This window comes from Halomonas sp. 1513 (assembly GCA_001971685.1).
In the GTDB taxonomy this organism is placed as follows: domain Bacteria; phylum Pseudomonadota; class Gammaproteobacteria; order Pseudomonadales; family Halomonadaceae; genus Franzmannia.
Window position 1 is genome coordinate 2217799 of sequence record CP019326.1, and the last position, 15556, is coordinate 2233354.

18 protein-coding genes and 1 tRNA gene are annotated in these 15556 nt (G+C 68.0%); 17 read left to right on the plus strand and 2 right to left on the minus strand.

Annotated features, from left to right (window positions below; genetic code table 11):
- Window positions 1-17: 17 nt before the first annotated feature.
- Window positions 18-94 (minus strand) — tRNA-Pro (locus BWR19_09950).
- 216 nt (window positions 95-310) lie between these two features.
- Between BWR19_09950 and BWR19_09955 the strand changes: the two genes are divergently transcribed.
- The 7 genes from BWR19_09955 to BWR19_09985 all read left to right on the plus strand — a co-directional run bounded on the left by BWR19_09955 (window position 311) and on the right by BWR19_09985 (window position 5321).
- On the plus strand, window positions 311-1174 hold the full coding sequence (locus BWR19_09955; protein APX93227.1) for a bifunctional methylenetetrahydrofolate dehydrogenase/methenyltetrahydrofolate cyclohydrolase: 864 nt from the start codon (window positions 311-313) through the stop codon (window positions 1172-1174).
- Between the two features lie 62 nt (window positions 1175-1236).
- Window positions 1237-1704, plus strand: coding sequence for an S-ribosylhomocysteine lyase (locus BWR19_09960; protein APX93228.1), 468 nt, complete (start codon window positions 1237-1239; stop codon window positions 1702-1704).
- On the plus strand, window positions 1701-2435 hold the full coding sequence (locus BWR19_09965; GenBank protein APX93229.1) for a 5'-methylthioadenosine/S-adenosylhomocysteine nucleosidase: 735 nt from the start codon (window positions 1701-1703) through the stop codon (window positions 2433-2435). Before BWR19_09960 ends, BWR19_09965 begins: the two co-directional genes overlap by 4 nt.
- An 88-nt stretch (window positions 2436-2523) precedes the next feature.
- Window positions 2524-2886, plus strand: coding sequence for a hypothetical protein (locus BWR19_09970; protein APX93230.1), 363 nt, complete (start codon window positions 2524-2526; stop codon window positions 2884-2886).
- Between the two features lie 133 nt (window positions 2887-3019).
- Window positions 3020-3916: a lipase gene (locus BWR19_09975; GenBank protein ID APX93231.1), complete on the plus strand. Its 897-nt coding sequence runs from the start codon at window positions 3020-3022 to the stop codon at window positions 3914-3916.
- A gap of 23 nt (window positions 3917-3939) precedes the next feature.
- Entirely contained in the window at window positions 3940-5022 is a 1083-nt protein-coding gene (locus BWR19_09980) for an L-asparaginase 1 (protein APX93232.1), read from the plus strand.
- A 62-nt stretch (window positions 5023-5084) separates the two neighbouring features.
- Window positions 5085-5321: a hypothetical protein gene (locus BWR19_09985; protein APX93233.1), complete on the plus strand. Its 237-nt coding sequence runs from the start codon at window positions 5085-5087 to the stop codon at window positions 5319-5321.
- An 82-nt stretch (window positions 5322-5403) separates the two neighbouring features.
- On the opposite strand, the gene BWR19_09990 is transcribed toward BWR19_09985, so the two are convergent.
- Window positions 5404-5733, minus strand: a complete 330-nt coding sequence (locus BWR19_09990; protein APX93234.1) for a flagellar hook-basal body complex protein FliE — start codon at window positions 5731-5733, stop codon at window positions 5404-5406.
- Window positions 5734-5982: 249 nt separating this feature from the next.
- Here BWR19_09990 and BWR19_09995 point away from each other — a divergent pair, with 249 nt between their 5' ends.
- The 10 genes from BWR19_09995 to BWR19_10040 all read left to right on the plus strand — a co-directional run bounded on the left by BWR19_09995 (window position 5983) and on the right by BWR19_10040 (window position 15545).
- Window positions 5983-7767 carry a flagellar M-ring protein FliF gene (locus tag BWR19_09995; protein APX93235.1) on the plus strand — a complete coding sequence of 595 codons (1785 nt, stop codon included), beginning with the start codon at window positions 5983-5985 and terminating at the stop codon, window positions 7765-7767.
- The gene (locus BWR19_10000; protein ID APX93236.1) at window positions 7767-8777 is read left to right on the plus strand and encodes a flagellar motor switch protein FliG; all 1011 of its coding nucleotides are present in this window, start codon (window positions 7767-7769) and stop codon (window positions 8775-8777) included. The genes BWR19_09995 and BWR19_10000 overlap by 1 nt, the downstream gene beginning before the upstream one ends.
- Entirely contained in the window at window positions 8770-9537 is a 768-nt protein-coding gene (locus BWR19_10005; GenBank protein APX93237.1) for a flagellar assembly protein FliH, read from the plus strand. Before BWR19_10000 ends, BWR19_10005 begins: the two co-directional genes overlap by 8 nt.
- The gene (locus BWR19_10010; protein ID APX93238.1) at window positions 9530-10915 is read left to right on the plus strand and encodes a flagellar protein export ATPase FliI; all 1386 of its coding nucleotides are present in this window, start codon (window positions 9530-9532) and stop codon (window positions 10913-10915) included. Before BWR19_10005 ends, BWR19_10010 begins: the two co-directional genes overlap by 8 nt.
- A complete protein-coding gene (locus tag BWR19_10015) occupies window positions 10912-11373 on the plus strand; it encodes a flagellar export protein FliJ (protein ID APX93239.1) in 462 nt (153 codons plus the stop codon). The genes BWR19_10010 and BWR19_10015 overlap by 4 nt, the downstream gene beginning before the upstream one ends.
- A gap of 73 nt (window positions 11374-11446) precedes the next feature.
- On the plus strand, window positions 11447-12793 hold the full coding sequence (locus BWR19_10020; GenBank protein ID APX93240.1) for a hypothetical protein: 1347 nt from the start codon (window positions 11447-11449) through the stop codon (window positions 12791-12793).
- Between the two features lie 215 nt (window positions 12794-13008).
- Window positions 13009-13494, plus strand: a complete 486-nt coding sequence (locus BWR19_10025) for a flagellar basal body-associated protein FliL (protein ID APX93241.1) — start codon at window positions 13009-13011, stop codon at window positions 13492-13494.
- Between the two features lie 47 nt (window positions 13495-13541).
- Window positions 13542-14594: a flagellar motor switch protein FliM gene (locus BWR19_10030; GenBank protein ID APX93242.1), complete on the plus strand. Its 1053-nt coding sequence runs from the start codon at window positions 13542-13544 to the stop codon at window positions 14592-14594.
- Window positions 14587-15087 (plus strand): flagellar motor switch protein FliN, encoded by a 501-nt coding sequence (locus BWR19_10035; protein ID APX93243.1) that lies wholly within the window; start codon window positions 14587-14589, stop codon window positions 15085-15087. Before BWR19_10030 ends, BWR19_10035 begins: the two co-directional genes overlap by 8 nt.
- The gene (locus tag BWR19_10040) at window positions 15084-15545 is read left to right on the plus strand and encodes a flagellar biosynthetic protein FliO (GenBank protein APX93244.1); all 462 of its coding nucleotides are present in this window, start codon (window positions 15084-15086) and stop codon (window positions 15543-15545) included. Before BWR19_10035 ends, BWR19_10040 begins: the two co-directional genes overlap by 4 nt.
- Window positions 15546-15556: the final 11 nt, after the last annotated feature.

Sequence of the window (15556 nt, forward strand, 5' to 3'; positions counted from 1 at the left end):
TAATCAATCGGTTGAAATGGTCGGGGTGGAGGGATTCGAACCCCCGACATCCTGCTCCCAAAGCAGGCGCGCTACCAGACTGCGCTACACCCCGCCGGCATTTCGCACGGCCTGCCGAGACCCGTTGAGCCCCGGCAATGCGAGGCGTATTCTACGGATGTTTCGCCTACGGTCAAGCCCTTAGGCTCGCCAGCGCGGCACATAGACGCTTTGACTCGGGCCCCTCTCATGCGAAAATCGCCGCCCACAGCGTTTTCAGCGCCTGCCACCGCCCGCAGGCCGCGCCCACCATGTGCCAGGGGATTTGTAGATGACCGCCCAGTTGATCGATGGTAAGGCCATTGCCGCTCACGTACGCCAACAGGTCGCCCGCCAGGTGGCGGCGCGCCGTGAGGCGGGCGCTCGGATACCCGGCCTTGCCGTGATACTGGTCGGCGACGACCCCGCCTCTCACGTCTACGTGCGCAACAAGCATCGCGCCTGCGACGAGGCCGGCATCCACTCGGTCCAGCACCAGTTGCCCGCCGCCACCACCCAGGCCGAGCTCGAAGCCACCGTCGACGAGCTCAACGCCGACCCCAGCGTCGACGGCATCCTGCTGCAGCTGCCGCTGCCCGAGCACCTCGACTCGCGCCCGATTCTCGAGCGCATCCTGCCGCACAAGGACGTCGACGGCTTCCACCCGTACAACCTCGGCCGCCTGGCCCAGCGCCTGCCGGTGATGCGGCCCTGCACGCCCAAGGGCATCATGACCCTGCTTCAGGAGAGCGGCCTCAACGTTCGCGGCCTCAACGCCACCGTGGTCGGCGCCTCCAACATCGTTGGCCGTCCCATGGCCCTCGAGCTGATGCTGGCCGGCTGCACCACCACCGTCTGCCACCGCTTCACCCGCGACCTCGAATCCCACGTGCGCCGCGCCGAACTGCTGGTGGTGGCCGTCGGCAAGCCGGGGCTGGTCAAGGGCGAATGGGTGCGCGACGACGCCATCGTCATCGACGTGGGCATCAACCGCGAAGAGGACGGCCGCCTGATCGGCGACGTCGAGTTCGCCCCCGCCGCCGAGCGCGCCAGCTTCATCACCCCGGTGCCGGGTGGCGTAGGCCCGATGACCGTCGCTTCACTGCTCGAGAACACCCTCTATGCCGCCGACGTCCACGACGCCATGCAAGGCTGAGCCGAGTCAGGTAGAATACGCGCCCTTCAAACGCTCTCATTTCCCAGCATCGCGAGGCCATCATGAGCGAACAGCAGATGAACGTGGAAAGCTTCAATCTCGACCACACCAAGGTCAAGGCGCCCTACGTGCGCCTCGCCGGGGTCAAGGTCGGCGACAACGGCGACCAGATTCACAAGTATGACATGCGCATCTGCCAGCCCAACCAAGCCCACATGGAGATGCCCGCCCTGCACTCTCTGGAGCACCTGATGGCCGAGCTGTCGCGCAACCACAGCGACAAGGTCGTCGATATCAGCCCGATGGGCTGCCAGACCGGCTTCTACGTCGCGTTGATCAACCACGACGACTACGACGACGTGCTCGAGCTGCTGCGCAAGACCCTCGAGGACATCCTGGTGGCCGAAGAGGTCCCGGCTTGCAACGAGATGCAGTGCGGCTGGGCGGCCAGCCATAGCCTCGAGGGTGCACAGCAGATCGCCCGCGAGTTCCTCGCCAAACGCGATGAGTGGAGGAACGTCTTCGCATGAAGCGCATCGGCATCATCGGCGCCATGGCCCAGGAGGTCGAGTACCTGGCGAGCCTGCTGGAAGACGGCAAGACCCGGCAGCACGTAGGCTGCACCTTCCACCTCGGCCGCCTGCACGGCGTCGAGGTGGTGATCCTCCAGTCCGGCATCGGCAAGGTCAACGCCGCCATCGGCACCACCCTGCTGCTGGATACCTACCAGCCCGAGGCGATCATCAATACCGGCTCCGCCGGCGGCTTCGGCGAAGGGCTCGAGATCGGCGACGTGGTCGTCTCCAGCGAAGTGCGCCACCACGACGTCGATGCCGTGGTGTTCGGCTACGAGCACGGCCAGGTACCGCAGATGCCCGCCGCCTACCTGCCCGACCAGCGGCTGGTCAGGGTAGCGCGCCACAGCGTCGAGGCGCTGGGCGAGGTCCGCGTGGTCGAGGGCCTGATCGCCACCGGTGACGTCTTCATGGCCTGCCCCGAGCTGGTCACCAAGACCCGCTCGCGCTTTCCCACCATGCTCGCCGCGGAGATGGAAGCAGCCGCCATCGCCCAGACCTGCCACCTCTACGGCTGCCCGTTCGTGGTGATTCGCGCGCTCTCCGACATCGCCGGCGGCGGCGACAATCACCTGAGCTTCGAGCAGTTCCTGGTCAAGGCCGCCGACCACTCGGCGCGCATGGTCAGCGCCATGGTCGCGCGTCTGGCCACGCCCACCCCCACCACCACGCCTGCCGACGCCTGACGCTCGCCACAGGTATGGCCTAAAGAAATATCTCACCCTGCCGATACTAGGATTGACAACAACCAGCGGCAGGGTGAGAGGCCACATAATGAGCGATCTGATCAACGACATTAGTCACGCCACCCACGGCCTTACAGCCCAGCAGCGGCTCGAGAGCATGCTTGGCCAGCTCGGCCAGAGCCCCCTGCCTGCGCCCGAGCCTCAGGCCGAGCGCGGCCCCGCCGCCCTGCCCCCGGCCGGTGATCTCACCGAACCGGTACTGCGCATCAACGAGGTGATGCGCCCCTACGGCATCGAGTTCCACCTCAACGAGTTCGACTCACGCACCGTGACCCGCATCGTCGACCGCGACAGCGGCGATGTGATTCGCCAGATTCCCAGCGAAGAAGTGCTGCGTATCGCCGAGTCGCTAAACGAGCTGCAGGGCCGCCTGATCAACCTCGAAGCCTGAGCGCCACCGCCCTCTCCGGCAGCCGTGGGAACCCCATGGCTCGATGCGGGTCGCATCAATGCATCCACAAAGCCTCTACGAACATATAGGCTTGTACAAGTTGATACGACCCACCATCACCCGGACTGCCGTCATGCTGCCCTATTACCGCCTGACCACCCTGCTCTGCCTGACACTCCTGGTGGCAGGCTGCAGCCGTCACCTCAATGCCCCGCTCGAGCCGCCGGCGGCGCTGCACAGTGCCAGCCAGCAAACCCGCGTCATCGAGGGGCTCACCTACACCCCCGATGACTGGCCCGAGACACTGCGGGCGGACGTCCACCTGCCGGCGGACGACGGCAGCGCACTGCGCCCGGCGGCCCTGGTGGTACACGGCGGCGGCTGGCAGCGTCGCGACCGCAGCGACATGCAGGGCATCGCCGAGCAGCTGGCCGAGGCCGGCTTCGTGGCGATCAACATCGAGCACCGCTTCGCACCGACCTACCGTTTCCCCGCCCAGCTCCACGACCTGCAGGTGGCCATGCGCTGGCTGCACCAACACGCCGACGAGTGGCGCATCGACACCCAGCGCGTGGTCGGGGTCGGCTTCTCCTCTGGTGCCCACCTGGTCGGACTGCTCGCGCTCAGCGCCGACCAGCCCGAGTTGGCCACCCCCCACGGCGGCGAGCATACGCGGCTGCAAGCGGTGCTCGCTGGCGGCATGCCCAGCGATCTGTTCAAGTTCGACGACGGCCGGCTGGTGGTGCAGTTCCTAGGCGGCACCCGCGCCGAGGTGCCCGAGCAGTATCGCCTCGCCTCGCCTGCGCGCCAGCTCGGCGACACTGCGCCACCGTTCTTTCTGTTCCACGGCACCCAGGACCGCCTGGTACCGCTGGATCATGCCGAGGACTTCCACCAGGCGCTGCTCGAGCGTGGCGTGCATAGCGAACTCTACCTGCAGCGGCTGCGCGGCCACCTGACCAGCTTCGTCACCCGCGGCAGCGCCATCGACGCCGGCATCGACTTCCTCAGCCGCCAGGTCAGCGACTGATCGCAGCGCCCTGCTCGGGTATCATGGTGAACCGACTCCCCCAGGACCCAAGGACACCCGTCATGGCGCAGCCTCCCCGCCCGCTACTCGTCATCTACACCGGGGGCACCCTCGGCATGCTGCCCAGCGCCTCGGGCTTGGCCCCCGGCGGCGACTTCGAGCGCCGCCTCGCGGCTGCCCTGGCCAGCCTGCCGCCGGCACGCCGGGCCGACCTGCCGCGCTTCGAGCTTATCGAAACACCCCAGCCCATCGATTCCAGTGCCGCCACCCCGGCCACCTGGCGGGTGCTGGCCGGGCTGATCGCCGCACAGCACGCCGAGCAGCGCTACGCCGGCGTCGTGGTACTGCACGGCACCGACACCCTGGCCTGGAGCGCCGCCAGCCTCGCCTACCAGCTACAGGGCATCGACATGCCGGTGGTGGTCACCGGCGCCATGCTGCCGCTGGAAGCCGAGGGCTCCGACGCCCTGGGCAATATCGAGGCCGCGCTGCGCTTTGCCGCCGAGCCGGGGCTGCGGGAAGTCGCCATCTGCTTCGCCGGCAGGCTGCTGCGCGCTACCCGCGCACGCAAGTGGCACACCCAGGCCGCCGACGCCTTCACCAGCCCCAACTACCCGCCGCTAGGCGAACTCGTCGACCAGCGCCCGATACTCTACCCGAGCCGCGGCTTGGCCGAGCAGCAGCGCGGAGCGCCGCGCTTCGAGCTGCCCGACTATCCCGGCATCAGCCCAGTGGTACGCATCGCGCTGTGGCCGGGCATCGCCGCCTGGCAGCTCGCCGCCTGGCTCGAGCCGGCCGCGGTCCAGGGCGCCCTGCTGGAAGTCTGGGGCGGCGGCAACGTGCCCGACGACCCCGCACTGCTCGGCGTGCTGGCCCGCGCCAGCGGCGAAGGCAAGCTGCTCGCCGCGCTCAGCCAGTGCCCCCACGGCGGCATCGACATCGGCCACTACGCCGCCGGCCAGGGCCTTGCCGATGCTGGCGTGCTGTGCGCCGACGACATGACCCCGGAAGCCGTCATGACCAAGCTGGTCCACCTGCTGGCCCAGCCGCTCGACGATGCCGAACGCCGGCGGCGTTTTCTCACTCCGCTGGCCGGCGAACGCTGACCGGCAGAGGCGCTCGCGACCCGCTATGGTGTAGGAACATATCGTCCATCAGGGAGACTGCCATGGAACCACCGGTTCACCATTTCAGCGAGCTGTTCGAACAGCTCGGCCTGCCCGCCGACGCCGCCTCGATCGAGGCCTTCATCGAGCAGCATTCTCCGCTGCCCGATGCCCTGCCACTGCCCGACGCGCCCTTCTGGAACCGCGCCCAGGCCGACTTCCTCAACGAAGCACTCGAAGACGACGCCGACTGGGCCGAGGTGGTCGACCACCTCGACGCCTCGCTGCGCAAGCCTTGAGACCACCCGCCCACAGCGACGCTGCCCGGCCAAATGGCCGGGCAGCGTCATGTTACGGTAGAGCAAGGTACGCGCCTGGCGCCTACACCTGCATATTCATCACGTCCTTGTAGGCGGTGACGAGGCGATTCCTTACCTGCACGCCCATCTGAAAGGCCACGCTGGCCTTCTGCATGTCGACCATCACGTCGTTGAGCGCCACGTCCGGGTCGCCGGACTGGAAGGCCGTAGCCTTGGCGCTGGCGGTCTGCTGCAGGCGATTGATGCGCTGAATGGAGGCCTGCAGCTCGTTGGCGAAGCCGCCTTGGCCGACCGCCGTGGTCAGCTGCTGGCCCTTGTGCTGGGCGCCGGCGGCCTGTGTCGCCATGGCCTGCATCTGTGCCACGGCCGACTGGATCGCGGGTGTACTCATGCGTCTCGACTCACTGGTTGGAGAGCGTGCAGCAAGCCTAGCAAGCCAGCCGCAGGCACCAAAGCGGCAATTGGCGAGCAAAACTCCGGCTTTTCTTCCCTTTAGCCTTTACCTACCTCCGCATAATGGCGTTCATCAAACGACCGCCCGCCGAGCAGGGCGGCGAATCGGACAGCTTGTGGAGCCGGATGGCGCAATGATCTTCGACACCGACGCAGGGCAACGCCGCAAAGCCGCAGGAGGCACGCCGTGAGCGAGGCCCAGACCCATGCCGGCGCACAGCCTGCCGGCAACCAGACCGCCGGCGGCGGCAACCATCGTAGCGCCGAGGGCGGCGCGAGCGGCGCGCGCGGGCTTTCCACCGCCAAGATCGCCGAGCAGCTGCGTGCCAACCCGCTGGTACCGCTGATGATCGCCGCGGCGGTGGTCATCGCGATCATCATCGCCCTGCTGCTGTGGGCCAAAAGCCCCGACTACCGGGTGCTCTACAGCAACCTGAGCGAGGCCGACGGCGGCCGCATCATCAATGAACTCGACACCCGCGGCGTCAACTACCGCATGAGCGAAGGCGGCCAGGCGCTGCTGGTGCCCAGCGACCAGGTCCACACCCTGCGCCTGCAGCTCGCCGAACAGGGCCTGCCCCAGGGCGGCAACGTCGGCTTCGAACTGATGGACAACCAGGCCTTCGGGGTCAGCCAGTTCGCCGAGCAGGTCAATTTCCAGCGCGGCCTGGAGGGCGAGCTGTCGCGCTCCATCGAGTCGCTGGGCCCGGTCAACCGGGCGCGTATCCACCTGGCCATGGCCAAGCCGTCGGTCTTCGTACGCGAGCGCGAGCCGGCCAAGGCCTCGGTGGTGCTCACCCTGCACGGCGGCCGCAGCCTCAGCGAAGGCCAGGTCGACTCCATCGTGCACATGGTCTCGAGCAGTGTGCCCGAGCTCTCCGCCGACGACGTGACCGTGGTCGACCAGGCCGGGCGCCTGCTCTCCCAGCGCGGCAGCAGCAGCCGCGACCTCGACGGCACCCAGCTGGCCTACATCGACGAAGTCGAGCGCTCCTACCAGCGCCGCATCGAGAATATCCTGTCACCGATACTCGGCAGCCAGAACGTGCGTGCCCAGGTCGCGGCGCAGATCGATTTCTCCACTCGCGAGGAGACCTCCGAGCGCTTCGGCCCCAACCAGGCGCCCAATGAAGCCGCGGTGCGCAGCTCGCAGCTGAACACCTCCTACCGCGGCGGCGAAGAGCTGGCGCTGGGCATTCCCGGCGCGCTGACCAACACGCCGCCGGGCGTCGCCCCATCGCCGATCAACCAGCCCGTCGACGAGGACGGCAACCCCATCGAGCCGGACGAGCTGGCCGAAGGCGGCGCGCCCAGCGACCTGCAGCACAGCAACGTCATCAACTACGAGGTCGACCGCAACGTCGCGCACATCCAGCACCGTCGCGGCCAGATCGAGCGCCTCTCGGTGGCGGTGGTGGTCAACTACCGTGAAGAGACCGATGAAGACGGCGAGGTCCAGCGCGTGGCACTGAGCGACGCCGACGTCGCCCAGCTCAACCGCCTGGTGCGCCAGGCCATGGGCTTCTCCGAGGCCCGTGGCGACGCCGTCGAAGTGGTCAACAGCCCCTTCACTCTCGACCAGGAAGAGCTCGACCAGCGCGCCTGGTGGGAATCACCGGAACTGCAGGCCATGGCCATCAGCGTCGGTCGCTACCTGCTGATCGCCTTCATCGCCCTGCTGCTCTACCTGCTGCTGCTGCGCCCGCTGATCAAGCGCTACACCGAGCAGCCGCTGACAGCGGTGGCCATGCCCGAAACCGGCTTCCGCGCCAGCGTCGGCAACGACGAGGATGACAGCGAGGGCGCCGAGCGGGTCGAGGACGACACGCCGTATGAAATGCCGCGCAAGAAGCGCAAGGCCTCGGCCTACGAGCAGCAGCTCAAGGACGTCCGCGAAATAGCCCAGGAAGATCCGCGACTGATCGCCATGATCGTGCGTAGCTGGATCCATAACGACGAGGGCAACAGCTGATGAGCAAGACCGCCCCGATCCCCATGAGCGGTGCCCGCCGCGGCGCCATCCTGCTGCTGGCCCTCGACGAGGACAGCGCCGCCGAGGTGTTCAAGTACCTGGCGCCGCGCGAGGTGCAGGAGATCAGCCAGGAGATGGCGACCCTCGACCAGGTCTCCCATGAGGAGATGCGCCAGGTGCTCAACGACTTCAACGACGAGTCCGAGCAGTTCAGCGCCATCAACCTGCACTCCAGCGATCACATCCGCTCGGTGCTGACCAAGGCGCTGGGCAACGAGCGCGCCTCGAGCCTGATCGAGGACATTCTCGAGACCACCAGCACCAGCTCCGGCATCGACTCGCTCAACCTGATGGAAGGCTCGCTGGTCGCCGAGATGATCCGCGACGAGCACCCGCAGATCATCGCCACTATCCTGGTGCACCTGGAACGCCACCAGGCCGCCGATATCCTTGAGCACTTCGACGACAAGCTGCGCAACGACGTGGTGCTGCGCATCGCCACCTTCAGCGGCGTGCAGCCGGCGGCGCTGCAGGAGCTCACCGAAGTGCTCGGCGGCATGCTCGACGGCCAGAACCTCAAGCGCAGCAAGATGGGCGGCGTGAGAACCGCCGCCGAGATCCTCAACCTGATGAATTCCAGCCAGGAAGAGGTGGTCATCGAGACCGTGCGCGCCCACAGCGAAGACCTGGCACAGAAGATCATCGACGAGATGTTCCTGTTCGAGAACCTGCTCGACCTCGACAATCGTGCCATCCAGATGGTGCTCAAGGAGATCGACACCAACTCGCTGGTCATCGCCCTCAAGGGCGCCCCGGACGCGCTGATGGAAAAGTTCATGCGCAACATGTCGCAGCGCGCCGCGCAGCTGATGCAGGAGGACATGGAGGCCCGCGGGCCGATCCGTGTCTCCCAGGTCGAGACCGAGCAGAAAAACATCCTGCAGGTGGTGCGCCGCCTGGCCGATGCCGGCGAGATCGTGCTGAGCGGTGGAGACGACACCTATGTCTGATCCCTGGCGCGACGACGATGCCTGGCGGCGCTGGCAGATGGACGAGCTGGGCCAGCCCCAGCGCGCCCAGCAGGAGCGCGAACGCCAGCGTCGTGATGCCATCCGCCGCCAGGCCTTCCAGCGCAACGCCGAGATCGAGGCGCTGCGCGAGAAGGTCCGCGAGGAGGCGCGCCAGGAAGGCTACGCGGCCGGTCAGGCCGAGGGCTATCAGGCCGGCTACGACCAGGGCCTCGCCGAAGGCCGCGAGGCCGGCGAGAAGGAGCTGCAGCGCCAGACCCAGCAGACCCTGGCACCGCTGGTGCCGCTGGCCGAACATTTCAGCGAAGCGCTGAACCGCCTCGACCAGGACATCGCCGACGACCTCGTCGAGCTGGCGCTGACCACCGGCCGCCAGCTGGCCGGCGAGGCCCTCGATGCCCACCCCGAGCAGATTCTCGACATCGTCCGCGAGCTGCTCCACGCCGACCCGACCCTCAGCGGGCGCCCGCGACTGTGGCTGCACCCCGCCGACCTCAGCCTGGTCAAGGCCCACCTCGGCAGCGAATTCGACGCCGCCAACTGGCAGCTGCAGCCCGACGACACCATCAGCCGCGGCGGCTGCCGGGTGACCAGCCCCAGCGGCGAGCTAGATGCCACCTGGGAGCGGCGCTGGGCCTCCATCACCGCCATGGTACGCCAGCGCAAACCCGGCGACGCCAGCGCCAACGGTGACCGCAACGCGGATGACGCGTCCAGCGACGAGGACCCCGCACATGGCTGACGTCGCCGCCGACAACCGCCACCAGGCCCGCTGGCAGCAGACCCTGTCGCGAGTCAACTCGCGTATCTCGGCGGTGCCCCACTACCGCAGCAGCGGACGCATCGTGCGTGCCACCGGCATGGTCCTCGAAGCGGTGGGGCTCAAGGTCGCGCTTGGCAGCGGCTGCCGTATCGAACTTAGCGGCCAGGGCGATGCCCAGTATGCCGAGGCCGAAGTGGTCGGCTTCGCCGGCGACAAGCTGTTCCTGATGCCGCTGGCCGAGATCAGCGGACTCTCCCCCGGCGCGCGGGTGCTGCCGCTCACCGACAGCGACGGCGGCAGCGCGCGACGCTTCCCAATCGGTGACTCGTTGCTGGGCCGGGTGGTCGACGGCAACGGCCGCCCGCTTGACGGCCAGGGCCCGCTCGACGAGGCGCCCTTCGCGCCGCTGGCCACGCCGCCGCTCAATCCGCTGTCACGGGCGCCCATCGAGGCACAAATCGACGTCGGCATCCGCGCCATCAATGCCCTGCTCAGCGTCGGCCGCGGCCAGCGCATGGGCCTGTTCGCCGGCTCCGGCGTCGGCAAGTCGGTGCTGCTGGGCATGATGGCGCGCTACACCCAGGCCGACGTGATCGTGGTCGGCCTGATCGGTGAGCGCGGCCGCGAAGTCCAGGACTTCATCGACAATATCCTTGGCGAAGAGGGCCGCCGTCGCGCCGTAGTGGTCGCCGCCCCCGCCGACACCTCGCCGCTGCAGCGGCTGCAGGGCGCCTCCTACGCCACGCGCCTGGCCGAGGGCTTCCGCGATGCCGGCCGCAACGTGCTGCTGATCATGGACTCGCTGACCCGCTACGCCATGGCCCAGCGCGAGATCGCCCTGGCCATCGGCGAGCCGCCGGCCACCAAGGGCTATCCGCCGTCGGTGTTCGCCAAGCTGCCGGGGCTCGTCGAGCGCGCCGGTAACGCCCAGCGCGGCGGCGGCTCGATCACCGCCTTCTACACCGTGCTCACCGAAGGCGATGACCAGCAGGATCCCATCGCCGACTCGGCGCGGGCGATCCTCGACGGCCATATCGTGCTGTCGCGCACCCTGGCCGAATCCGGTCACTACCCGGCCATCGATATCGAGGCCTCGATCAGCCGCGCCATGACCGCCATCGTCGACCACGACCAGCAGCGCCAGGCGCAGCAATTCAAGCAGCTGTTCTCGCGCTTCCAGCGCAACCGTGACCTGATCAGCGTCGGCGCCTACAGCGCCGGCCACGACCCGCAGCTCGACCAGGCGGTACAGATCTACCCGCACCTGGAGCAGTTCCTGCAGCAGCGGATCGATGAACAGGCCACCGCCGACCAGTCACGTCAGTCGATGACCGCACTCATTGGAGGGGGTATATGACGCAGCAGCAACCGCTCGACACCCTGCTCGACCTGGCTCGCGAAGCCCGCGACAGCGCCGGCATGACGCTGGCCAACGAGCGCCGCACCCAGCAGCACACCGTGGCTCAGCTCGACGCCCTGGGTCGCTACCGTCTGGAGTACGCCCAGCGCCTGCAGGATGCCATGCACGCCGGCATCGACCCGGCCACCATGCACAACTACCAGCAGTTCCTGGCCTCGCTGGATGCCGCCATCGTGCGCGCCAGGCAGGCACTCGGCGAGCAGGAGCAGCGCGTCGCCTCCAGCCAGCAGCAGTGGCAGCAGGAGCAGCGTAAGCTCTCCTCCTACGACACCCTGGCCAGCCGCCGCGCCGCGCAGATCCGCCAGCAGGCCCAGCGCCACGAGCAGCGCGTCAACGACGAGCTCAGCGCCAACGCCATGCAGCGCCGCCAGCGCGAACACGACGACAGTCACTGACACGATACCCGAGGCCGCGCCAGCGCGCGGCCTTTACGCCGGCCATGCCGGCAGGCCCGAACGAGGAGGCACCATGGACATCACCGCGCTTCTGAACGCCAGCGCCGGCAAGGCCGCCCAGCCCCAGGCCGGCGGCAAACCGCCCGCCGACGGCGCGTTCGCCGAGCAGCTCAGCCTGGCCGCTCACGGTGCCGGGCTCGCCGAGCTGCTGGGCACCCGTGCTGCCAAGCCCGCGGCCAACGCCGACAGCGAACTGCCCGCCGAGCTGGCGGCGCTGGCCGAGCGCATCGCCGACGACCTCGGCGATGAGGGGCTCAGCGCGACTGGCCAGCACCAGGCCCTGGCCCTCATCGAGGGCGTCCTCGACGAGGGCGGCAGCGAGGCGCTGGGCAAGGCGCCGCTGGCCGCCCTGGAGGCGCTCCTGGAGGGTCAGCAGTCGGCTCAGCAGGCAGGCGGTGTCAGCCTTGATGCCGCCGAGGAGTCGGCACTGCTGGCCGAGGTGCGCCAGCGCATGGCACTCATCGACGCCGCCGGTCGGCCGCTGGCCGAACCGGGTCAAGGCCCGGCCAGGCCGCAGCCTGGCGCCGAGCTGGCCGCCCTGACGCCGCGTGCGTTCGGCCAGGCTGACGGCGACGCGCGCCCGCTGCGCCCCGCCAATGAGCCTCTGCTGCTGGATCCCGCCGCGGCGCGGGAGGCCAAACCCGCCGGGCGCGAGGCGCTCGCCGAGATCACTCAGCAGGCACTGCGCAGCGCCGCGCAGGTCGCCCCCGGCGCCAACACTCTCGCCACCACGACCACGGCACAGCCAGGCGCCGGCCAGCCGCAACCCGCCAGCGAAGCGCCGCTGTTCGCCGCCCTCAGCGGGCGCAGCGAGGCACCCAGCGCCGCCAGCGGCGAGTCTCACGGCATGCCGGCCGCTGCCGCCGCCAGTGCCCAGGGCACCACCGCCACCCCGCAGCCGCTCGCTCAGCCGCCGGCCAGCGCCGCGCTGAGCGCTCCTGTGGCCAGCCAGCAGTGGCAGCAGCAGCTCGGCCAGCAGTTGGTCAACCTCTCCCAGCGCGGCGACCAGCGTGTCGAGCTGCGCCTCAACCCCGCCGAGCTGGGGCCGCTCTCGGTGAGCCTCAAGCTCGGCGAGAGCGGCGCCCAGGCGCAGTTCCTCTCGGCCCACGCCCAGGTGCGGGCCGCCATCGAGCAGGCCATCCCACAGCTGCGCGAGGCCCTCGAGCAACAGGGTATCTCGTTGAGCGAGGCCACGGTCGGTGAGCATGGCAGCCGCCAGCAGGGCGAGATGCAGTTCGCCAACGGTGGCAACGGCAACCCGGCAGGCGGCCAGCCGAATGGCGCTGAAAGCGGCGAGACAGAAAGCGAGCAGCAGGCCCGCCCGCTCGACCTCGACGGCCGCGTCGACCTGTACGCCTGAGCGCAGCGGGTGGCGGCTACATTTGGCCGCCGCCCTCAATCTCCCGCCCCCGGGGCCGATAATGATATAGCAGGTCAAGGCCTGGCGAATCTGGTAAAGCGCCAAGATACGCGGTTTAGGCCGGCCTTTTCGAACCATGGCGATGGCACGGCTATCGCCATACTGCTTTCTGGAATGCACCCCTCGGGGTCGCCCATCTGATGGTGGCAAAGATAATGGCAAAGAATCAAAGCGCGGGAAGCCGCAAACCCTGGTGGATCATCGGCCTGCTGATCATCCTGTTCTCGATGGGCAGCTCGGCCGCCATGTACTTCATGATGGACAGCCGCGACGGCGACGCGACGGCGAGCGCGCAGACCGCCGTGGAGGAGGCCCGCGCCCCGGCGCCGATCTTCGTCGACATCAATCCGTTCACGGTCAACCTGCAGAGCCGCCGCTATGATCACCGGCTACTCTACGTGGGGCTCTCGCTGCGGGTCGGCAACGAGACCACCCGCGAGCTGATCGAGGAGCACATGCCCCAGGTGCGTAGCCGACTGCTGATGCTGCTCTCCAGCCAGGAAGCCGAGGAGCTGACCAGCCCCGAGGGCAAGCAGCAGCTGTCGAGCGAGATCCTGGCGCTGTTCGATCAGCCGCTGACCGACCCGCAGCCGTCGCTGATGGTCAACGACGTGCTGTACACCGAATTCATCGTCCAGTGACCACGACGCTGAACCCTTGAGTCTTCACCGAGAAGTGCACTAGCGCCATGTCCCAAGACGACCTGCTCTCTCAGGAAGAGATCGACGCCCTGCTCAAGGGCGTCAGCGGCGAAGAAGAGGCCGCCCCCAGCGATACCAAGGGCGGCGACCCGCGCATTCGCCCCTATGATCCGGCCACCCAGCACCGGGTCATTCGCGAGCGCCTGCACGCCCTGGACATCATCAACGAGCGGTTCGCGCGGCACTTCCGCATGAGCCTGTTCAACCTGCTGCGGCGCAGTGCCGACATCACCGTCGACACCGTGCGCTACCAGAGCTACAGCGATTTCTCGCGCAACGTGCCGGTGCCGACCAATCTCAACCTGGTAGCACTCAAGCCGCTGCGCGGCTCGGCGCTGGTGGTATTTCCGCCCAGCCTAGTGTTCATGGTGGTCGACAACCTGTTCGGCGGCGACGGGCGCTTTCTCACCAAGTCCGAGGGTCGCGAATTCACCCACACCGAGCAGCGCATCATCCGCCGGCTGCTCAAGCTCGCCCTCGACGCCTATCAGGAAGCCTGGCGTTCGGTATACCCGCTGGAAGTGGACTTCCTGCGCTCAGAGATGCAGGTCAAGTTCGCCAACATCACCAACTCGCCCAACGAGATCGTGGTCAACAGCACCTTCCACCTGGAAGTCGGCAACCTGACCAGCGATTTCCAGATCTGCATGCCCTACTCGATGATCGAACCGCTGCGCGAACAGCTCAGCGGCCCGCTCACCGACAGCCATCCCGAAGAGGAGCGCCAATGGGGCCAGCGCATGGCCGGCGAGATCAAACGCTCCCACGTCGAACTGATTGCCGACTTCGTCGAGATCCCCAGCAGCATTGGCCGGGTGATGTCACTCGAGGTCGGCGACGTGCTGCCCATCGAGCTGCCGGAGATCGTCACCGCCAGCGTCGACGGCGTACCGGTGATGCGCTGCGAATACGGTAGCCAGCACGGCCAGCGAGCGCTGCGCGTCAACAGCCTGATCGAGCACGCCTCGCCACCCAAGTCGGCCAAGGAAACTTTCGTCAAAGGGTCAACGCCGCAAGCCAAGGAATTCGATAATGACTGATCCCAACAAGCCTGATCCCAACAAGCCCGATCAGAGCGCCACCGACGACGACTGGGCAAGCGCCATGGCCGAACAGGGCGATACAGCGCCCGCCGAGGATGACCCCTGGGCCGAGGCGCTCGCCGAACAGGCCGAGAGCGAGGCAGACGCCGCCAGTCCGGCCAGCCAACCGGAAGCCGCCGGCGCCCAAGTCTTCAAGCCCCTCGACAAGGGTCAGGGCAGCGGTGCCGCCCGCGACCTGGAGATGGTCATGGACATCCCGGTCAAGCTCACCGTCGAGCTCGGCCGCACCCGGATCACCATCAAGCAGCTACTCGAGCTGGCTCAGGGCTCGGTGATCGAGCTCGAAGGCCTGGCCGGCGAGCCGATGGACATCCTGATCAACGGCTACCTGATCGCCCAGGGCGAAGTGGTAGTGGTGGATGACAAATACGGCATCCGCGTCACCGAGATCATCACTCCCTCCGAGCGTGTGCAGAAACTCAACCGATGAGCGAGCGTGCTTCGACACCCGAGCCCAGCGTCCAGGTCGATACCAGCGGCCTGGCGGCGCTCGAAGGTAGCGTAGGCAGCAGCGACGCCCTGCTCGGCATGGCCGCGCTGGGCAAGACCGCGGCCGCCCTGGCACTGGTGGTCGCGGTGATCTTCCTGTGCAGCTACCTGGTCAAGCGCCTTCACCCCCAGGGCCGCATCCACGGCCAGCACCTCAAGGTGGTCGGCAGCACCGGGGTCGGCAACCGCGAGCGGGTAGTGATCGTCGACGTCGAAGGCACCTGGCTGGTGCTCGGCGTGGGCGGTGGCCAGGTCACCAAACTGCATGAATGCGCCGCGCCGGTGGACGCCACGCCGCCTGTCGCGGAGGCCCCCGAAGGCAGCAGCTTCGCCGCGCGCTTTGCCAGCGCGCTCAAGCACAATGCCGGCCTGGGCCGTGGCAAGGGTAGTCGGCCGTGATCTCGCTGCAA